Source organism: Streptococcus oralis, assembly GCF_001578705.1.
Classification (GTDB): domain Bacteria; phylum Bacillota; class Bacilli; order Lactobacillales; family Streptococcaceae; genus Streptococcus; species Streptococcus oralis_J.
In genome coordinates, this window is sequence record NZ_KQ969037.1 from 752,127 (window position 1) to 769,806 (window position 17,680).

A 17,680-nucleotide genomic window follows, 5' to 3' on the forward strand; every position below is an offset into this window, starting at 1 on the left:
ATGCAATTGTACCACATTTTTATCATTTCATCTAGTTTTCTAGGCTTTAGTCAATTCCGATTTCATCTTTAACAACAGCAGCAATCGTATCTACGTAGTAGTTGACTTCTTCTGTCGTAGGGGCCTCTGCCATGACACGCAAGAGGGGTTCGGTACCACTTGGGCGGACAAGGATACGACCATTCCCTGCCATCTCTTCTTCCATCTTTTCGATAATTGTCTTGATGGCTGGTACTTCCATAGCTTTTTCTTTCATGGCATTTTCCACTCGGATATTGACCAGTTTTTGTGGGTAAATCGTCACTTCTGATGCTAGTTGAGACAAGCTCTTGCCTGTTTCTTTCATGATTTTGGTCAATTGGACAGCTGATAATTGACCATCACCTGTTGTATTATAATCCATCAAGATAACATGACCAGACTGTTCACCACCAAGATTGTAGCCTGATTTTCTCATTTCTTCGACAACATAGCGGTCACCAACCGCAGTGACTGCCTTATTGATGCCTTCGCGATCCAAGGCCTTATGGAATCCAAGATTAGACATAACCGTTGTCACAATAGTGTTTTGAGCCAACTGGCCTTTTTCAGAAAGGTATTTCCCGATGATGTACATGATCTTATCACCATCGACGATGTCGCCATTTTCATCAACAGCAATCAAGCGGTCACTGTCTCCGTCAAAGGCCAAACCAATAGCTGATTGGCTTTCTTTGACCACTTCTTGAAGAGCTTCTGGGTGTGTTGAACCAACATTCAAGTTGATATTCAGACCATCTGGTGTCTCACCGATAACAGTTATTTGAGCCCCAAGGTCTGCAAAGATTTGACGGGCGCTTGTAGATGCTGCACCGTTTGCTGTGTCCAAGGCCACTTTCATTCCCTCAAGAGGAGCTCCAGTTGAAACAAGGTAGCCTTCATACTTACGCAAACCTTCTGGGTAATCCACCAATGTTCCCAAGCCTTCTGCACTTGGACGAGGAAGAGTATCTTCAGCAGCATCCAGCAAGGCTTCAATTTCTGCTTCTTTTTCATCATCTAGTTTGAAGCCATCCCCACCAAAGAATTTAATTCCATTATCAAGGGCTGGGTTGTGGCTCGCGGAAATCATGACACCTGCACTGGCTCCCTCAGTTTTTACCAAGTATGCTACTGCTGGTGTTGCAAGGACACCGAGTTTGTAGACGTGAATTCCTACAGAGAGAAGACCTGCCACCAAGGCAGATTCTAGCATTTCTCCTGAGATACGTGTATCACGTCCTACAAAAACTTTAGGGGCTTCCGTTTCGTGTTGGCTAAGAACATAACCACCAAAACGTCCCAATTTAAAGGCCAATTCTGGTGTCAGTTCTACGTTTGCTTCTCCACGGACTCCATCGGTCCCAAAATATTTACCCATTTTATTTATCATCCTTTTCTATTATTTATTATTGTTTAGACGAATCTGATTTCGTTTCTGAACTCGTTGAAGACGAACCGCCCTCTGAGGAACTTGTTGACGAGTTACTCGAACTAGACGCTGTTGTTTTTGTTGTAATTTTCATAGTTGTGTCAAACGGCATAATGACACTTGGCAAGACATTTCCATTTTTATCAACTGCTTGAAGAGGAACAGAAGCCGAGTAGTTTCCAGTTATCCGTTCACTCGTCGGTAAGATGGCAATGACACGATCTACTTTGGAGAGGGTTTCCTCATCACTAATAACCGTTACTTTTTCATCTGACACAGTGACTGTATCGATTTTCACACGAGAATCAATCTGGCTAGGATCAATCTCTGGAACAACGATTACATTGCCTCGTTTTGCTTTTTTACCGACCTTCACTGTTATCTTTTGCGGTGTTGCAACAGCGGTCAAACCACTTGGTAGATTTTCTATGTTTAGAGGAACTTCTATTGTTCCAACACCAGCATTTGTCAAGTCAGCTGTCACCTTGAATTTGCGCGTACTTTCCTGCATTTCGCTTGCCAAAGCAACTCGATTGGAACCTGTCAAGAAAACCGTTACTTCTGACGTGAAGCCACTAATAAAGTACTGTTCACTGTCATAGTGGATATCAATTGGTACATTGAGTACTGTATTAGTATAGGTTTCCGTCCGCACCTGTCTGGCACTATTATTATTCTGATAGTTTGTAGAAGTCGCATAGATAAAGAGGATGCAGGCGAAAAAGAAGGAAGAAATAATATAAAGACTATTTTTTCTCATGTTTCAATCCTCCTAACAAGCGCTCTTTCAGACCATGTTTTTCCTCTGATGTTGGAAGCAGAATTCTTCTCAGTTCAGATTCAAACTCTTCCAAGGTCAAATCGTGCTTAAAGACTCCATTATAGGTGATTGAGATTCCACCCGTTTCTTCCGAAACCACAAAGGTAAGAGCATCTGACACTTCCGACAAACCAATCGCCGCCCTGTGACGCGTTCCAAACTCTTTGGAAATCTCTGTATTTTCAGTTAGTGGCAAGTAAGCTGAGGTGACGGCAATCCGATCTTCTCGTATAATGACCGCTCCATCGTGCAAGGGAGTGTTAGGAATAAAAATGTTGATGAGCAATTCAGCTGAAATCTTGGCATCTAGGGGAATCCCCGTCGAGATGTATTCCTGCAAGGTTCTTACTCGCTGAACCACTACAAGCGCCCCAATCTTACGAGGACTCATGTATTCAACTGATTTCACAAATGCACGAACCATCTGCTCTTCCGCACTAATAGGGGCATTGGAGAAGAAATCAGTAGCCCGACCCAATCGCTCCAAACCAGTCCGAATCTCTGGTGAAAAGATGACCACCGCTGCAATGACCCCGTAGGTGATGATTTGATTGATCAACCAAGAAATGGTCGTTAAACCAATCATATTAGAGAGAATCTGGGCTAGAATGAAGACCAAAACTCCCCGAACCAAGATCATGATTTTGGTACCTGCAATGGCCTTTGTAAAATGATACAAAATATAAGTCACAATCAGAATATCAATCAGATTGATGACGATACTCCAAGGGCTTGAAAATAAACTCGTCCAGTATTGCAAGTTGGAAAATTGCTGAAAATTCATCCCTAGTTCCCTCCCTATCAAAACACGTTCCGTCCTATTATACCATTTTCTAACAATTTTTTCCCTATCCTACTTCATTTTAATTTGATTAAAAATATGATAAAATAAACTGATTAGAAAAAACGAAGGAGAAATCATGTCTCAACTCTATGATATTACCATTGTAGGTGGTGGTCCAGTCGGCCTCTTTGCTGCCTTCTACGCCCACCTACGTCAAGCCAAAGTCCAAATCATCGACTCCCTTCCCCAGCTCGGTGGTCAACCAGCTATCCTCTACCCTGAGAAGCAAATCCTTGATGTGCCAGGTTTTCCAAACTTAACTGGAGAAGAGTTGACCAATCGCCTGATTGAACAGCTAAACGGCTTTGAAACACCTGTTCATCTCAACGAAACCGTTCTTGAAATCGAGAAACAAGATCAAGGTTTTACCATCACAACCAACAAGGGAAGCCACCTGACCAAAACAGTCATCATTGCCATGGGTGGTGGCGCCTTTAAACCGCGTCCGCTCGAACTAGATGGCGTTGAAAACTATGAAAATATCCACTACCACGTATCCAACATTCAACAATACGCAGGCAAGAAGGTGACCATCCTTGGTGGTGGGGACTCAGCAGTGGACTGGGCTCTGGCTTTTGAAAAGATTTCCCCAACTACTCTCGTTCACCGTCGAGATAATTTCCGCGCCTTGGAACATAGTGTGCAAGCTCTACAAGAATCATCTGTAACCATCAAGACACCGTTCGTTCCTAGCCAACTCCTCGGAGATGGTAAAACACTCGACAAACTAGAAATTACCAAAGTCAAATCAGATGAAACCGAAACTATCGAAGTAGACCATCTCTTTGTCAACTATGGTTTCAAATCATCTGTCGGTAACCTTAAAAATTGGGGTCTGGACCTCAACCGTCACAAGATTATCGTCAATAGCAAGCAAGAATCCAGCCAAGCAGGTATCTATGCTATCGGCGACTGCTGTTACTATGAAGGTAAGATTGATTTGATCGCTACAGGACTAGGTGAAGCTCCAACAGCTGTTAACAATGCTATTAACTACATTGACCCAGAACAAAAAGTTCAACCCAAACACTCGACAAGTTTATAAAAAAAACCACGGATTGAATACTCCGTGGTTCTTTAATTTCCTATCTTTACTCCTCCAACACTTTCTCATATTCTTTCTTTTTGTTGTCTATGGTTTCAATAACTTTTGAGGCAAACTTGCCCTTCATAGATACATCTATTTTATTATTTACCGCACTTAGACTTTCTTGGATACTATTAATGGTTAAACGAGTATTTTTCTTAGCTTCTTGCTCGATTTGATTAATTTCATACTTTTTAGCAGGAGCCAATATCTGCCTAACAAATAAACGCTCGATTTCTTTTTCTATTTCACGAAAACCATCATCCACACCAGAAACAAAATCAAATATATAATTAAATAAATCCATCTGCGTTACTCTCTTTTATCTTGTATATGTCTTTGTTTAGCCAGAATTCGAGTAAGTTCCTCATCAAGCTCACGGTATTCTCGGCTATATTTTTGTTTTGCTTTTATTTCTTCTGTTTCTAGCTGATCAAGTCTTTTTCTATATGCTAAATCCATTTGCTGACTAAAGTCTGTAGCCAGTTGATTCAGCCGATAGTGTAGCATAGAAGTGTCCCCTTCTATCTGACTCAGCATATGACTTGCTACTGTATGCTTTCCCTCAAGCATCCGATGCAAATCATTCAATCTATAATCACACTCTTCTTTTTCATTCTCTATTTTTTTGCGTGAGCGATAATAGTCTTCCTCCAATTCTTCTAATTGCCGTCTCTTTTTCCAAATTTCTTGATCTATCATGTCAATTTTTTCCATTGTCTAAATTTTTCAGCCAACTCCTTATCTGTTTCTAATTTCTTTTGAATGCCTTTCTTGGTCTGAGTTTCTAAATCTATACAATCTTTTTCCAATTGAGATATCTTATCAACAACTGGATCTAATAGCTTCTCAATAACTCCAATAGTCGTTTCATAGGTAGCTCCTCCTTCAATATATGCATTTTCCATCTCTGACGGACTAAGGATAAAGCCCCAAGGAACTTGTCTACAGGAAGCAAGTACTTTTCTTGCATCTTCTACCGCTTCATCTCTTATACTTTTAATGATGCTTGCCCCTTCTGTAGACATGAGACTGATGCTTGCTGCTGCAATACCTGCTTGCTCCGAATCCAGGAACAATTGCTCTTCCTTTGTATAACCACCTTCTGATAGTTTCTCCTTGAGTAGTGTATAGTTATCCATCTGGAGTAAATAGTCATTATAAATGACCGTACTGGTGTTTGACAGTATTTTGATCTTCCCATTTTTATCCAGCTGGTAGCCATAAGTCATGTGTTGGTTCACAAAGTCTTCTTTGGTACTGTCCACATAATAAACTAAGCCAACCGATCCGATACTTCCTTTGACCATATCCCTACCAACCATACTGATAGGATCATCTGGATCAGCATAGTTATGGATCCTCGTCTTAATGGAGTCTACCACTTTCCTTTGTTCGGGGCTTAGTATCCTATAGATATCTGGGCCGTTATAGATAAAAGCCTTTTGGATGCGTTTGACTTGATCTGCCTGTAAGGCAGCCATAGAATACTGAGCATCCATGGAACCGAGTGAATGCCCATAGACGTTAATCTTGGCATTGGGATATTTTTCCATGATGTCTTTTAAAGCTCTGGCAGAAGCCTTTAGCTGTTCGGTAGACTTGTCTTGATAGCTAGGGTCTTTTTGCAACATAATTCTCTTGGCTATAACTGCATCATTTTCTGCCCAATCATTCCAGAAATCTGCTGTTTCTTCGAAAAAGTGATCTGGGCCCGTAGATCCACGAAAGAGGACCGTAACTTCCTGTACCTCATCAGCTTTTTCATTGGGATTTTTGACAACTGCATAAACCTGCTCACCCGCTCCTGTAGTATTGTTGTAGACTTGGGTGACATACCCTACATTATGATTGTACTGAGTATTGACCTCATATTTATCTTTTTTCATGTTAGGTTGATACTCTGTCATAGCTATCTGGAGATGAGGCTCATTAATATATTTTTTCACCATTACTATTATTCCTCTTTTTTATAATATTCATCACGAGTCTGCCAAAATTTAGGCGTACTTCCATAAAATGCTGAAGTATAATCTCCATCAGCTCCTCCAATTAAATTATAATCCACAAGCATTTCATCATCATCATTGATTATTAAAGAAACCATCAACCCACCCATTGGATTATAACTTAATGAATCTAGTTTCACTTGATAGGAATGTACGAATCCTTTCTCAGTAAAAGCATAAGGGTCTTCTTTATTCAAATATTCTTCATAAACCTTCTTTGCTTTATCGCTTGTTGCAATGGCAATCATTTCTTGTTTCTTTTGGTATTGGTACATGCTACATCCTCCTACTGCTATTCCGATCACTGCTAAAATACTGAATAATACTATCATACTTTTTTTAGGTTTTTTCATGGTGCCTCCTTTATGCCATCCTATCAATGAATTAGGGACTAACTTACTCATAGTATAACATAAAAACAGACTTTTACTCCCTGTACCTCATCAGCTTTTTCATTGGGATTTTTGACAACTGCATAAACCTGCTCGCCAGCTCCTGTGGTATTGTTGTAGACTTGGGTGACAGTGCCAAGAATGTCATTGTTAGGTGTAACAGCTTCTCCATCTTTAAACAAATCTCTGTATTCCGTCATTGCTATTTGTAAATGGTAATCATTAATGTATTCTTTCTCCATAATTAATTACTGCTCCTAAGAAGTTCTGCGAGTTTTGGATATGTAACATAGCCACTGGATTCTAAATTCCCCTCTCTGCTTCTTACAATACCAAATTGAAAACATAAATCTTTTTCGTCATTAACATAGACTCTTACTTCCATTCCTCCCATTGGATTATACTCTAATGAATCCGTATCAATTTTATAAGATTTAATTAGACCTTTTTCTGTCAGAGCTTCTGAATCTCTATGCTTCATGTGGTTTTCATAAATTTTTCTCGCCTCATCGCTGGTCGCGATGGCTATCATTTCTTGTTTCTTTTGGTATTGGTACATGCTACATCCTCCTACTGCTATTCCAATTACTGCTAAAATACTGATTAAAATAATCATACTTTTTTAGGTTTTTTCATGTTTATAATTCATTCCTTTCGTTTCACTCAAGGCACAACACTGCATGAAAAAGTGTTGTGCTCTTTATTTTGTTTTATAATAATAGTGAGAAAGCCTATCACCACTACAAATCACGGGGAGGTGAATAAGTGAGTGGGTTAGCCACTACCTCGCATGTTTATAGGTGTAGTTCTTTCCATCAAGCACAACTAACTGTGACTAGGAGCACGTAAACTTATAATTGAATAAGCGACTCGTTTGTGAAAGGAAAGAACAGTCAAGGGATAGGCAGACTCAAATTTGGTGAAGGGAGACCCCTCATGTTAAAAATCATTTATCCTAATTGTTGTGGCATTGATGTGCATAAGACCTTTGTTGTAGCGGTTATTGCCATCACCAATAATCAAGGAATTACTGAGTATCATCGTAAACGTTTCTCAACTTTTACAAATGGTTTGGTGCAACTGCGAGATTGGCTAGAATACTATTCTTGCTTTGATATCTGTATGGAATCCACCGGTAAATATTGGATTCCTGTCTTCAATATCCTTGAAAAATCCTGCAACATTTGCTTGGCTCACCCCAAGTATGTCAAGGCTATTAGAGGAAAGAAGACCATAAGAAAGATGCGCAATGGATAGCCGATCTCTTCAAGCATGATTTGGTTGCTTCTAGCTTTATCCCACCTCTTAAAATCAGACAACTCCGTGACCTTTTTCGCTATCGTATGAAGTTAACCCAGCTTCAAGTCAGCGAGAAAAATCGTTACCAGAACTGTCTGACTTGGTCTAATCTTCAGATTGCAAGTGTCGTTTCCGATGTTTTCGGAAAAAGTGCTCAAGCTATTATTCATAGCATCCTTGACAATCCTGAGGAAAAACCAAACATTGAACAGCTGGTTCACCAGAGAATGAAGAATAAAGTCCAAGACTTGGAAATCGCTGTAGAAGGTGAGCTGACACCTGAACAAGCTGAGAAAATCAGAGTCATCAAAGCTCATTATGACGCTCTAGCCATCTGTAAAGAGGATTTAGAAACCATGATTCTAGAACTCGGACAAGAGTACCAAGAACAAGTTAAACTGATTCAAACCGTGCCTGGTTTCAAAGAGGAACTATCTGCCCTCAGAATCATCTCTGAAATTGGTGCGGATATGACTGTCTTTGATACAGCTGGTAAACTCTGTTCCTGGGCTGGATTAGTTCCTGCCAACAACGAAAGTGCTGGGAAAAAGTATTCCACTCGCATTTCCAAAGGTGGAAAATATCTTAAACCTTTTCTCGGACAAGTCGCTAACGCTGTTGTCAAATCTGATAAGCATCCAGAATTGAGAAACAAGTATCTCAAACTCAAGAAACGCCGTGGGCATCGAAAGGCTATTATCGCTATTTGTCGGAGATTGCTCGTCGCTATCTACCACGTACTCCTAAAACAAGAGTGCTACAATCCAATCTTACAAGGTCTTACTGAAGTCCGAAATCCTGACAAAACAATGTCCCTACAAGACGCTATTCGCTTTGCGCAACAACACGGATTCAACGTAATCTAATTTTGAAAATCAGGTTTCAACACCTCTTTTTAGTGCGCCCAAAATCAGGATAAACAATAAATCAACTAGTTTCTATTTTTTTTCAAACTTCCTCCTTTATGCTATCCTATCAATAAATTAGGAACGAACTTACTCATAGTATAGCATAATTTTCCTGTACCTCATCAGCTTTTTCATTGGGATTTTTGACAACTGCATAAACCTGCTCGCCAGCTCCTGTGGTATTGTTGTAGACTTGGGTGACAGTGCCAAGTTCTCTTTCATATTGGTCATATAAAGTTCTTTCCTCGCCCATATTATCCTGATACTCTGCCATTGCGGTTTGAAGGTTATTTTCTTTAACATAATTTTGTGTCATTCATTATTTCCTTTCAAAAGTTTGGATAATTTTGGTGAAGTAGAATAATATGCTGAATGGTATGAGCCATCTTTGTTTTCAATCAAATTATAATTTATATTTAATTCATTATCTTTGTTGATAACCACTGAAACCATCAAGCCCCCCATTGGATTATAATCTAAGCTACTTTCATCAACAACATAATCCTGGATAACACCTGCATTAGTAAATGCATTAGGATCTTTCGATTTCATAAAATGTTCATAAACCTTCTTCGCCTCATCGCTGGTCGCGATAGCTATCATTTCTTGTTTCTTTTGGTATTGGTACATGCTACATCCTCCTACTACGATTCCAATCACTGCTAAAATACTGATTAAAATAATCATACTTTTTTTAGGTTTTTTCATGGCGCCTCCTTTATGCTATCCTATCAATAAATTAGGGACTAACTTACTCATAGTATAGCATAATTTTCCTCTACATCCTCAGCTTCTTCGTCAGAATTTTTTACAACTGCATAAACCTGCTCACCAGCTCCTGTGGTATTGTTGTAGACTTGGGTGACCGTGCCAAGTTCTCTTTCATATTGGTCCTTAACCTCATGATTAATTGAGTTATCGTTATATTCAGTCATTGCTATCTGAAGATGTGAATCATCGACATATTTTCTCATTTTTTAGATTCCTTTAACATAGATGATAATTTAGGTGATACAGTATATCCATAAGATTCATAATTCCCTGAATTATCTTTTATTAATCCAAAGTGAAAATCTAATTCCTTATCATTATTAAAATATATCCTTACCATTAGTCCTCCCATTGGATTATACTCTAAAGTTTCTGTATCAATATCATATGATTTAATGATTCCATCTTCTGTTAATGCTTTAGGATCATTTACCCTCATATGATTTTCATAAACCTTCTTTGCCTCGTCGCTTGTCGCAATGGCAATCATTTCTTGTTTCTTTTGGTATTGGTGCATGCTACAACCTCCTACTGCTATTCCAATCACTGCTAAAATGCTGAATAAAATAATCATACTTTTTTTAGATATTTTCATGTTTCCTCCTTTGTGCTACAGTATAACTCATCTATAGTATACCATAGATTATGGAGTTGGCTTCCTTTAAAATTCTTCTCAATTTAATAACCTCAAGAAAAGAACCACGGATCAACCGATTCGTGGTTTTATAATTCATCTGCAATCTTGTTTATTTTTCTGAGTCTGTGGTTGACGCCACTTTTGGTCAAGGGATTGCTCAAGCTATCTGCCAACTGCTGGATAGAATAGTCTGGGTGCTGGATTCGCAACTGAGCTACCTCCTGCAAATCCACTGGTAAATTTTCCAAACCCATTCTATCTTTGATTTTACTGATATTGTTGATAGTCTTCATACTAGCAGAAACCGTTCGAGCGATATTGGCTGTTTCAGCGTTATTGGCTCGATTGAGATCATTACGGGTTTCACGCAAAATCTTGACGCTCTCAAAATTATCACGCGCCTGCATGGCCCCAATCACGATTAAGAAATCCATGATGTCTTCTGCACGTTGGAGATAAGTAACTGCACCTTTCCTGCGCTCAATGACCTTGGCGTCCAGCAAAAACTGCTGGAGGAGAGAGGCCAATCCTTGTGCATGGTCCAGATAAACAGAACTAATCTCCAACTGGTACTTGCCAGACTCCGGATCTCGGATGCTACCATTTGCCAGAAAGGCTCCACATAAGTAAGCACGTCCAGCTTCTTCATCTGCTAAAATATCAGGGTCAATGCCTGTCTCCAAACCAAAGAAAGAATCCGCAAGCCGCAAATCAGCCAAAAGCTCCTGCACCCTCTCATCGGTATAGACCGTGTAGACACGATTCTTGCGAAGATTGCTTCTCTGATGGTGTCGAATCTCAGACTTAATCTCATAAAAATGGAGAAAGGACTCATAGAGATGCCGAGCCAACTTGGCATTTTCAGTCACAACAGACAAGGTCAGGCCAGAAGTCGAGAGACCGATGCTACCAGACATCTTGATAATGGCCGATAGTTCATAACGACTGAGATGGTGTTGACCAAGAATTTCCTCTTTTACTGCGACTGTGAAACTCATTTTCGCACCTGTATAATTCGCATCAATTCATCCACAATCAAATCGCCATCGTGGAAGGCTCCTCCATTTTCCAAACGAAGGAAGTTGGATGAAATCACACGAGGGACCTGCTTGCAAAGACCAGCAAAGTCATGCTCCACCTGAACCAAATACTCATCAAAACGGTTGGTATTCATGTATTCTCTAGGAACTTGCTCGATATTAACCAAGACCGTATCAATAAAAGGCCGACCTAAGTGTCGATGGAGGACTTCCACGTGGTCACTGTCTGAAAAGTGCTCTGTTTCCCCACGCTGGGTCATGATATTGCAGACGTAAGCTATCTCCGCCTTGGTCTCCAAAAGAGCCTGCCCAATCTCCTCAATGACAATATTGGGCAAAATCGATGTAAAGAGGGAGCCAGGTCCCAAGACGATCATATCACTCTCGAGAATAGTATTGACTACTCGACGGCTGGCTTGCGGTGTTTCATCATCCAAGGTGTTGGTCACATAGACGTGGTCGATCATGCCAGGATGATCCGCAATATGGCTCTCACCAGCTACTTCCGAACCATCTTTAAAAACTGCATGCAGCGTCAAAGGGTGATCACTTGAGGGGTAAATCTTTCCTGTTGTATGAAAAAACTTACTGAGTAATTGCATAGCATTATAGGTAGATCCTTGCATTTCAGAGAGTCCTGCTATAACGATATTTCCTAGTGGATGGCCAGCAAAAGCTCCAGCATCTTCTGAAAATCGGTACTGAAAAACCTTCTCATAAAATTTAGGCATATCTGACATGGCCACAAGGACATTACGGAGGTCACCAGGCGGGGTCAACTGGTGAATATTTTTTCGTAGCTCACCCGAAGAGCCACCATCATCAGCTACCGTTACGATGGCTGCGATATCAACATCCTTTTCTCGCAAGCTTTTCAAAATGACGGGGATACCAGTTCCTCCACCAATCACCGTTATTTTTGGTTTTCTCATGAACGGTTTACCGTTTCCTTTCTTCGGTCTTTGTCACGATGGCTTTCGTTGACAGGCCAGTTTTTAGCAAGGTCCTCAGCGATTCGCTTGGCAAAGGCTACACTACGGTGCTGTCCACCTGTACATCCCACTGCAATGGTCAAAACGGACTTGCCTTCTTTTTTGTAACTTGGCAAGATCGGCTCAATCAAGGCGAGCAAGTGCTGATAGAAACTTTCCGATTCTGCATGTTTCATTACATAGTTGTAGACAGGCTCATCCAGCCCCGTTTGATTACGGAGTTCTGGTAGGTAATAGGGATTTGGCAAAAAACGGACATCAAATACCAAGTCCGCATCAATCGGGATACCATACTTGAATCCAAAAGACATGACCTCTACACGGAAAGACTGGGCTTGTTCTTGATCCGAAAATTGCTCAGCAATGGTTTTACGAAGTTCACGCGGAGTGAGTTCTGTCGTATCCACCACATTTTGGCTCATGTTTTTCAAAGGTGCCAAAAGTTCACGTTCCAACTTGATGCCATCTAAAATCCGACCATCCGCTGCTAGAGGGTGACTCCGTCTGGTTTCTTTATAGCGAGCAACCAATTCCTTATCTGCTGCGTCCAAAAAGAGAATTTTGAAATCCAAATCATCCTGGTTTTCCAATTCATCCAAAACAGCCTGAATCTCAGAAAAGAAAGAACGGCTCCGCATGTCCACAACCAAGGCCAGTTTGTGGTCATCATCCTTGGTCTCTACCAACTGCAAAAACTTTGGCAAGAGGGCTGGCGGCATATTGTCAATAGTGAAATATCCCAAATCCTCGAAAGACTGAATGGCTACCGTTTTCCCTGCACCACTCATCCCTGTCACAATCACAAGGTGAAGTTGTTTTTTTGTCATCTATCTCTCCTTATATCAAAAAAAGTTTGGCAGAGCCAAACTTCAACTAGCTTATCCAATCTCTGCGATTACTTCAATTTCGACTTTTACATCACGAGGAAGACGTGCAACCTCTACAGCTGAACGAGCTGGAAATTCCTCTTTAAAGGCCGTTTGGTAAACCTCGTTAAAAGGAACAAAGTCATTCATATCGCTCAAGAAGCAAGTTGTTTTGACAACATGGTCAAAGTCTGTTCCTGCTTCTGCCAAAATAGCACCGATATTTTTCAAGACTTGTTCTGTCTGTTCTTGTATAGTTTCTCCTACAATTTCCCCAGTTTCAGGCGAAAGAGGAACTTGACCGCTAGCAAACAAAAGATTGCCAACGATTTTCCCTTGAACATAGGGGCCGATTGCTTTTGGAGCCTTGTCTGTATGAATTGTTTTTGCCATTTCTTTCTCTCACAATTTTTCTAATATTGCATCCCAAGCCTGATCCATCCCTGCCTTGCTGACAGATGAAAAGAGGATGAAGTCGTCACTTGGGTCAAAGTTTAATTTCTTTTTGATTGCTGATTCGTGCTTGTTCCACTTACCACGAGGAATCTTGTCCGCCTTGGTCGCAACGATGATAACCGGAATCTCATAATACTTAAGAAATTCGTACATCTGCACATCATCTGCTGACGGGTCATGACGGAGATCCACTAGACTAACCACTGCACGGAGATTTTCACGAGTCGTTAGGTACTCCTCAATCATGCGCCCCCACTTTTCACGCTCCTTTTTGGAAACGCGGGCATAGCCATAACCTGGTACATCCACAAAACGCATCTTGTCATCAATGTTGAAGAAGTTGAGCAACTGGGTTTTCCCAGGTTTTCCTGATGTACGGGCCAGATTCTTGCGGTTCAGCATGGTGTTGATAAAGCTAGACTTGCCAACATTTGAACGCCCTGCTAGGGCAATCTCTGGCAGTTCATCCTGCGGATAGTGGGACTTGTTTGCCGCACTGAGCAGGATTTCAGCATTATGTGTATTGATTTCCATAATCACCTCTAGGCTGTTTCTAGGATTGGTTTATCCGTTCCATCGACAGCTTCTTTCGTGATGCGAACCAGTTTCACATTTTCCTGACTCGGTACTTCAAACATGACATCCAGCATGGTTTCTTCGATAATCGAGCGAAGACCACGCGCCCCTGTCTTGCGTTCGATAGCCTTATTGGCGATTTCCTGAAGGGCTTCGTCGTCAAACTCCAACTCGACATCGTCATAAGAAAGCAAGGTTTGGTATTGTTTGACCAAAGCATTTCTTGGCTCTTTCAAGATGCGAACCAAGTCATCGACCGTCAATTGCTCAAGAGCAGCAAAGACAGGCAAGCGTCCAATCAACTCTGGAATAATACCGAATTTTTGAATATCTTCTGCGATGATTTCTTGCATGTATGAGCTGTTTTCGTCAATCGCCTTGTTATTTTGGCCAAAACCGATGACTTTTTCTCCCAGACGTTGTTTAACGATCTCTTCGATGCCATCAAAAGCACCACCCACGATAAAGAGGATATTTTTAGTATCCACCTGAATCATCTCTTGTTGTGGATGTTTGCGTCCACCTTGAGGCGGCACGCTAGCGACAGTTCCCTCGATAATCTTGAGAAGGGCTTGTTGCACACCTTCACCCGAAACGTCACGTGTGATAGACACATTCTCGCTCTTCTTGGCAATTTTGTCAATTTCATCCACATAGATAATACCACGTTCTGCACGTTCGATGTTAAAGTCAGCAGCTTGCAAGAGTTTGAGGAGAATATTTTCCACGTCCTCACCCACATACCCAGCCTCAGTCAGAGCTGTTGCATCTGCAATAGCGAAAGGCACGTTCAAGCTCTTAGCTAAAGTCTGAGCAAGGAAGGTTTTCCCAGAACCAGTTGGGCCAATCATCAGGATATTTGACTTCTGCAAATCCACATCTTCTGACTCTTCACGTGTATCGTGGAAATTGATACGTTTGTAGTGGTTGTAAACTGCTACTGCCAAGGCACGTTTGGCACGATCTTGACCGATCACATAATGGTTCAAGATATTGAGGAGCTCGATTGGTTTTGGTACTTCAGACAAGTCTGCCAAAACTTCCTCGGCCAACTCCTCCCGAATGATTTCTTGAGCTAACTCCACACATTCATTACAGATAAAGGCGTTGTTCCCAGCGATTATTTTCTTTACTTCTTCTTGGCTTTTGCCACAAAATGAGCAATAAACCATCATATCATTTTTCCTATTTGTAGGCATGATTTCCTTCCATTCTATATTTTCATTCTATCTAAAATAAGGTCATATAAAAAGCATGGACACTGTTTACCAGATTGGTAAAAGCATTCAACCAGAGTAAGGCGGATAGTCCATAGCGCTTCTTACGAAAAGCCTGTGCTCCAGTCAAAATACAGATTACACACAAAAAAGCTGTAAAAAATCCAAATATACTGCGCTCCATTAGACTTCCTTTCTATCTCGGTATTCGATGGTAAAATCATAGTCGTTTTTCTCATCTCGGGTATAAGATTTGCTTGCGACTGTCTCAAAACGAGACAAGTCAAACTCCTCAGGGAAATAGGTATCTCCCTCCACCTGAGCATGAATCTGTGTCACGATGATTTCATCTAAATAGGGCTCAAAAGCCTGAAAAATCTGCTTTCCGCCAATGATATAGAGATTTTTTTCCTGACTCTGATACCAAGTTAAAACAGACTTCACATCTTGAAACACGAGCGCTCCATCCACGACTTCATCACTGTTTCGTGTCAAAATCAAGGTTTGGCGTTTGGGAAGCAGACGACGCCCCATTCCATCAAAGGTCACTCGTCCCATCAAGATGGCGTGATTTAAAGTTGTTTCCTTAAAATGTTGCAACTCAGCTGGCAAATGCCAAGGGAGACGATCTTCCTTCCCAATCACCCCTTTTTCATCTTGGGCCCAAATGGCTATGATTTTCTTTGTCATGCTTCCGTCCTTTTTATTGATATTACTATTTTATCAAAATTCTCCCAAAAAGACTGTTTTGAAACGCGCTCAAAAGAGAGAAAAGGAGCAGGCTTCATTTAGCCTGCTCCTCTCGTCCCTAGGACATATATTTTTTTGCTTCAGATTCAATTTTTTCGACCACTTCTTGGATACTTAGTCCAGTTGTGTCAAGGTAAACTGCATCCTCAGCCTGTTTGAGAGGTGAGGTTTCACGATGACTATCCTTGTAGTCACGCGCAGCAATCTCTTCTTTCAGCGTTTCCAAGTCAGTCTCAATCCCTTTAGCAATATTTTCCTTGTAACGACGCTCTGCTCTTTCTTCAACAGAAGCAACTAGGAAAATCTTGAGTTCAGCTTGTGGTAATACAACTGTCCCGATATCACGCCCATCCATGACAATACCACCTTGCTGAGCAATCTCTTGCTGGAGCGAAACCAGTTTCTCACGCACCTCAGGAATGGCAGCAATGCTTGAAACCTTGTTGGTCACTTCATTTTCACGAATCGGATGAGTAATATCAACATCGCCAACAAAGACAAGTTGCTCACCTGTTTCCGAACGTCCAAAACTAATAGGGTGTTGGTTAAGAAGCTCAAGAAGTTGGTCTACATTTCCTGCATCCAACTGGTGCTTGAGTGCTATATAAGTCGCAGCACGGTACATAGCGCCTGTATCGAGATAAGTGTAACCAAAATCCTTAGCAATAATCTTTGCGACCGTACTCTTACCACTGGAAGCAGGACCATCAATAGCAATTTGAATTGTCTTCATTTCCGACTCCTATCTAGTCTTGATGACATCACCAGGGTTGGCAAACCAAGTTCCTGATGACATATGAGAAGGATTCAGAGCTTCTAGCTGGGCAATGGAAATCCCTGCACGCTGAGCGAGAGCTGCTTCTCCTTCTCCAGGTTGCACAGTAAGCGTTCCTTCACCCTCTGTGTGTTCTTCTGAACTGCTCTCTGAAGATGTTGATTCTTTCGTTTCTTGAGCTTTACTAGTAGAGGAAGAAGACTCTTCCACTTTAGAGGTTGACGATGGAGCTGAAGAATCATAAAAATCCTTCAAAGCTGCCGTGCGGTTACTTCCTCCAGTAGAAAGGTAAATCAATACGACAACCATCGCTACAACGATTACAAAGAAGAGGCTAGCTAGAATGGTCAAGACACGATTGGCAACAACACCTTTTCCTTTTTGTTTACGGTGACGACGCTCTAATCTTGTTTCTTCTTCTCTGTTGTCATAAATATCTTCTTGCCACGGTTCTTTTTCCATACCTTACTCCTTGTTTTTTTTGCATTTTCTTATTACAATATAAATATGAAAGTCACACTTATACCCGAACGGTGCATCGCCTGCGGGCTTTGCCAGACCTATTCTGAACTCTTTGATTACCATGATAATGGAATCGTTCGATTTTACGATGATCCAGTTGAATTGCAAAGAGAAATCGCTGAGACCAGCGATGTTCTGGAGGCCATCAAAAATTGTCCTACACGTGCACTTCTCAAAGATCCGTCATAGTTTAAAAGGGAAATTGATACTGTAGATTCTTTTTATCGCTTTAATCCCTTCATCTACTAGTTTAGCATATTTCTAGGTAA

At 41.1% G+C, this 17,680-nt stretch carries 24 protein-coding genes and 1 pseudogene; 3 read left to right on the plus strand and 22 right to left on the minus strand.

Annotated features, from left to right (window positions below; all coding sequences use genetic code 11):
- Nucleotides 1-46: 46 nt before the first annotated feature.
- Genes glmM through cdaA form a run of 3 tightly spaced genes read right to left on the minus strand, consistent with a single transcriptional unit; the run spans nt 47 to nt 3,054 of the window.
- Nucleotides 47-1,399, minus strand: coding sequence for a phosphoglucosamine mutase (glmM, locus tag SORDD05_RS03775; RefSeq protein WP_061417147.1), 1,353 nt, complete (start codon nt 1,397-1,399; stop codon nt 47-49).
- Between the two features lie 28 nt (nt 1,400-1,427).
- The gene (locus SORDD05_RS03780) at nt 1,428-2,210 is read right to left on the minus strand and encodes a CdaR family protein (RefSeq protein WP_061417148.1); all 783 of its coding nucleotides are present in this window, start codon (nt 2,208-2,210) and stop codon (nt 1,428-1,430) included.
- Nucleotides 2,197-3,054: a diadenylate cyclase CdaA gene (gene cdaA / locus SORDD05_RS03785; RefSeq protein ID WP_061417149.1), complete on the minus strand. Its 858-nt coding sequence runs from the start codon at nt 3,052-3,054 to the stop codon at nt 2,197-2,199. Before cdaA ends, SORDD05_RS03780 begins: the two co-directional genes overlap by 14 nt.
- Nucleotides 3,055-3,190: 136 nt before the next feature.
- On the opposite strand from cdaA, the gene SORDD05_RS03790 reads away from it, so the two are divergent.
- Entirely contained in the window at nt 3,191-4,159 is a 969-nt protein-coding gene (locus SORDD05_RS03790) for an NAD(P)/FAD-dependent oxidoreductase (protein WP_061417150.1), read from the plus strand.
- Nucleotides 4,160-4,205: 46 nt separating this feature from the next.
- Here the strand turns inward: SORDD05_RS03790 and SORDD05_RS03795 are convergent, their stop codons facing one another.
- From SORDD05_RS03795 to SORDD05_RS03820, 6 genes are read right to left on the minus strand one after another with little or no spacing between them, the layout of a single operon-like run.
- Nucleotides 4,206-4,508 carry a hypothetical protein gene (locus tag SORDD05_RS03795; protein WP_061417151.1) on the minus strand — a complete coding sequence of 101 codons (303 nt, stop codon included), beginning with the start codon at nt 4,506-4,508 and terminating at the stop codon, nt 4,206-4,208.
- Nucleotides 4,509-4,513: 5 nt separating this feature from the next.
- Nucleotides 4,514-4,903, minus strand: a complete 390-nt coding sequence (locus tag SORDD05_RS03800; protein ID WP_155718821.1) for a hypothetical protein — start codon at nt 4,901-4,903, stop codon at nt 4,514-4,516.
- Nucleotides 4,900-6,153 (minus strand): Mbeg1-like protein, encoded by a 1,254-nt coding sequence (locus SORDD05_RS03805; protein WP_061417153.1) that lies wholly within the window; start codon nt 6,151-6,153, stop codon nt 4,900-4,902. The genes SORDD05_RS03800 and SORDD05_RS03805 overlap by 4 nt, the downstream gene beginning before the upstream one ends.
- A 5-nt stretch (nt 6,154-6,158) precedes the next feature.
- A complete protein-coding gene (locus SORDD05_RS03810) occupies nt 6,159-6,563 on the minus strand; it encodes a DUF1310 family protein (protein ID WP_061417154.1) in 405 nt (134 codons plus the stop codon).
- Nucleotides 6,564-6,610: 47 nt separating this feature from the next.
- Nucleotides 6,611-6,844, minus strand: coding sequence for a hypothetical protein (locus tag SORDD05_RS03815; RefSeq protein WP_061417155.1), 234 nt, complete (start codon nt 6,842-6,844; stop codon nt 6,611-6,613).
- Nucleotides 6,845-6,846: 2 nt separating this feature from the next.
- Complete coding sequence (locus tag SORDD05_RS03820) at nt 6,847-7,161, minus strand: DUF1310 family protein (RefSeq protein WP_419579797.1); 315 nt, start codon at nt 7,159-7,161, stop codon at nt 6,847-6,849.
- A gap of 377 nt (nt 7,162-7,538) precedes the next feature.
- On the opposite strand from SORDD05_RS03820, the pseudogene SORDD05_RS03825 reads away from it, so the two are divergent.
- Nucleotides 7,539-8,767: pseudogene (locus SORDD05_RS03825) on the plus strand (IS110 family transposase).
- Nucleotides 8,768-8,900: 133 nt separating this feature from the next.
- Here the strand turns inward: SORDD05_RS03825 and SORDD05_RS03830 are convergent.
- From SORDD05_RS03830 to SORDD05_RS03895, 13 genes are all read right to left on the minus strand, one after another.
- Nucleotides 8,901-9,125 carry a hypothetical protein gene (locus SORDD05_RS03830; RefSeq protein ID WP_061417157.1) on the minus strand — a complete coding sequence of 75 codons (225 nt, stop codon included), beginning with the start codon at nt 9,123-9,125 and terminating at the stop codon, nt 8,901-8,903.
- Entirely contained in the window at nt 9,122-9,517 is a 396-nt protein-coding gene (locus SORDD05_RS03835; RefSeq protein ID WP_061417158.1) for a DUF1310 family protein, read from the minus strand. The genes SORDD05_RS03830 and SORDD05_RS03835 overlap by 4 nt, the downstream gene beginning before the upstream one ends.
- 47 nt (nt 9,518-9,564) lie before the next feature.
- Nucleotides 9,565-9,783 (minus strand): hypothetical protein, encoded by a 219-nt coding sequence (locus SORDD05_RS03840; protein WP_061417159.1) that lies wholly within the window; start codon nt 9,781-9,783, stop codon nt 9,565-9,567.
- Entirely contained in the window at nt 9,780-10,175 is a 396-nt protein-coding gene (locus SORDD05_RS03845) for a DUF1310 family protein (RefSeq protein WP_185774561.1), read from the minus strand. The genes SORDD05_RS03840 and SORDD05_RS03845 overlap by 4 nt, the downstream gene beginning before the upstream one ends.
- A gap of 128 nt (nt 10,176-10,303) precedes the next feature.
- Entirely contained in the window at nt 10,304-11,215 is a 912-nt protein-coding gene (gene whiA / locus SORDD05_RS03850) for a DNA-binding protein WhiA (protein WP_061417160.1), read from the minus strand.
- Complete coding sequence (locus tag SORDD05_RS03855) at nt 11,212-12,189, minus strand: YvcK family protein (protein ID WP_061417161.1); 978 nt, start codon at nt 12,187-12,189, stop codon at nt 11,212-11,214. The genes whiA and SORDD05_RS03855 overlap by 4 nt, the downstream gene beginning before the upstream one ends.
- On the minus strand, nt 12,186-13,076 hold the full coding sequence (gene rapZ, locus SORDD05_RS03860; RefSeq protein WP_061417162.1) for an RNase adapter RapZ: 891 nt from the start codon (nt 13,074-13,076) through the stop codon (nt 12,186-12,188). Before rapZ ends, SORDD05_RS03855 begins: the two co-directional genes overlap by 4 nt.
- Before the next feature lie 51 nt (nt 13,077-13,127).
- Complete coding sequence (locus SORDD05_RS03865; protein WP_001140420.1) at nt 13,128-13,508, minus strand: RidA family protein; 381 nt, start codon at nt 13,506-13,508, stop codon at nt 13,128-13,130.
- A 9-nt stretch (nt 13,509-13,517) separates the two neighbouring features.
- The gene (gene yihA, locus SORDD05_RS03870) at nt 13,518-14,105 is read right to left on the minus strand and encodes a ribosome biogenesis GTP-binding protein YihA/YsxC (RefSeq protein WP_000405203.1); all 588 of its coding nucleotides are present in this window, start codon (nt 14,103-14,105) and stop codon (nt 13,518-13,520) included.
- Between the two features lie 8 nt (nt 14,106-14,113).
- Nucleotides 14,114-15,346, minus strand: coding sequence for an ATP-dependent Clp protease ATP-binding subunit ClpX (gene clpX / locus SORDD05_RS03875; RefSeq protein WP_004240351.1), 1,233 nt, complete (start codon nt 15,344-15,346; stop codon nt 14,114-14,116).
- 201 nt (nt 15,347-15,547) lie between these two features.
- Nucleotides 15,548-16,054 (minus strand): dihydrofolate reductase, encoded by a 507-nt coding sequence (locus tag SORDD05_RS03885; protein WP_061417163.1) that lies wholly within the window; start codon nt 16,052-16,054, stop codon nt 15,548-15,550.
- A gap of 118 nt (nt 16,055-16,172) precedes the next feature.
- On the minus strand, nt 16,173-16,847 hold the full coding sequence (cmk, locus tag SORDD05_RS03890; protein WP_000849393.1) for a (d)CMP kinase: 675 nt from the start codon (nt 16,845-16,847) through the stop codon (nt 16,173-16,175).
- 9 nt (nt 16,848-16,856) lie between these two features.
- A complete protein-coding gene (locus tag SORDD05_RS03895) occupies nt 16,857-17,351 on the minus strand; it encodes an SAG1386/EF1546 family surface-associated protein (protein WP_061417164.1) in 495 nt (164 codons plus the stop codon).
- Nucleotides 17,352-17,396: 45 nt separating this feature from the next.
- On the opposite strand from SORDD05_RS03895, the gene SORDD05_RS09795 reads away from it, so the two are divergent.
- The gene (locus SORDD05_RS09795; RefSeq protein ID WP_002874767.1) at nt 17,397-17,600 is read left to right on the plus strand and encodes a ferredoxin; all 204 of its coding nucleotides are present in this window, start codon (nt 17,397-17,399) and stop codon (nt 17,598-17,600) included.
- The last annotated feature ends 80 nt before the right edge of the window (nt 17,601-17,680 follow it).

What these genes read in the sequence shown, in the direction of transcription:
- glmM (WP_061417147.1), bottom strand. Translation starts at nt 1,399, where the DNA reads ATGGGTAAATATTTTGGGACCGATGGAGTCCGTGGAGAAGCAAACGTA.
- SORDD05_RS03780 (WP_061417148.1), bottom strand. Translation starts at nt 2,210, where the DNA reads ATGAGAAAAAATAGTCTTTATATTATTTCTTCCTTCTTTTTCGCCTGC.
- cdaA (WP_061417149.1), bottom strand. Translation starts at nt 3,054, where the DNA reads ATGAATTTTCAGCAATTTTCCAACTTGCAATACTGGACGAGTTTATTT.
- SORDD05_RS03790 (WP_061417150.1), top strand. Translation starts at nt 3,191, where the DNA reads ATGTCTCAACTCTATGATATTACCATTGTAGGTGGTGGTCCAGTCGGC.
- SORDD05_RS03795 (WP_061417151.1), bottom strand. Translation starts at nt 4,508, where the DNA reads ATGGATTTATTTAATTATATATTTGATTTTGTTTCTGGTGTGGATGAT.
- SORDD05_RS03800 (WP_155718821.1), bottom strand. Translation starts at nt 4,903, where the DNA reads ATGATAGATCAAGAAATTTGGAAAAAGAGACGGCAATTAGAAGAATTG.
- SORDD05_RS03805 (WP_061417153.1), bottom strand. Translation starts at nt 6,153, where the DNA reads ATGGTGAAAAAATATATTAATGAGCCTCATCTCCAGATAGCTATGACA.
- SORDD05_RS03810 (WP_061417154.1), bottom strand. Translation starts at nt 6,563, where the DNA reads ATGAAAAAACCTAAAAAAAGTATGATAGTATTATTCAGTATTTTAGCA.
- SORDD05_RS03815 (WP_061417155.1), bottom strand. Translation starts at nt 6,844, where the DNA reads ATGGAGAAAGAATACATTAATGATTACCATTTACAAATAGCAATGACG.
- SORDD05_RS03820 (WP_419579797.1), bottom strand. Translation starts at nt 7,161, where the DNA reads ATGTACCAATACCAAAAGAAACAAGAAATGATAGCCATCGCGACCAGC.
- SORDD05_RS03830 (WP_061417157.1), bottom strand. Translation starts at nt 9,125, where the DNA reads ATGACACAAAATTATGTTAAAGAAAATAACCTTCAAACCGCAATGGCA.
- SORDD05_RS03835 (WP_061417158.1), bottom strand. Translation starts at nt 9,517, where the DNA reads ATGAAAAAACCTAAAAAAAGTATGATTATTTTAATCAGTATTTTAGCA.
- SORDD05_RS03840 (WP_061417159.1), bottom strand. Translation starts at nt 9,783, where the DNA reads ATGAGAAAATATGTCGATGATTCACATCTTCAGATAGCAATGACTGAA.
- SORDD05_RS03845 (WP_185774561.1), bottom strand. Translation starts at nt 10,175, where the DNA reads ATGAAAATATCTAAAAAAAGTATGATTATTTTATTCAGCATTTTAGCA.
- whiA (WP_061417160.1), bottom strand. Translation starts at nt 11,215, where the DNA reads ATGAGTTTCACAGTCGCAGTAAAAGAGGAAATTCTTGGTCAACACCAT.
- SORDD05_RS03855 (WP_061417161.1), bottom strand. Translation starts at nt 12,189, where the DNA reads ATGAGAAAACCAAAAATAACGGTGATTGGTGGAGGAACTGGTATCCCC.
- rapZ (WP_061417162.1), bottom strand. Translation starts at nt 13,076, where the DNA reads ATGACAAAAAAACAACTTCACCTTGTGATTGTGACAGGGATGAGTGGT.
- SORDD05_RS03865 (WP_001140420.1), bottom strand. Translation starts at nt 13,508, where the DNA reads ATGGCAAAAACAATTCATACAGACAAGGCTCCAAAAGCAATCGGCCCC.
- yihA (WP_000405203.1), bottom strand. Translation starts at nt 14,105, where the DNA reads ATGGAAATCAATACACATAATGCTGAAATCCTGCTCAGTGCGGCAAAC.
- clpX (WP_004240351.1), bottom strand. Translation starts at nt 15,346, where the DNA reads ATGCCTACAAATAGGAAAAATGATATGATGGTTTATTGCTCATTTTGT.
- SORDD05_RS03885 (WP_061417163.1), bottom strand. Translation starts at nt 16,054, where the DNA reads ATGACAAAGAAAATCATAGCCATTTGGGCCCAAGATGAAAAAGGGGTG.
- cmk (WP_000849393.1), bottom strand. Translation starts at nt 16,847, where the DNA reads ATGAAGACAATTCAAATTGCTATTGATGGTCCTGCTTCCAGTGGTAAG.
- SORDD05_RS03895 (WP_061417164.1), bottom strand. Translation starts at nt 17,351, where the DNA reads ATGGAAAAAGAACCGTGGCAAGAAGATATTTATGACAACAGAGAAGAA.
- SORDD05_RS09795 (WP_002874767.1), top strand. Translation starts at nt 17,397, where the DNA reads ATGAAAGTCACACTTATACCCGAACGGTGCATCGCCTGCGGGCTTTGC.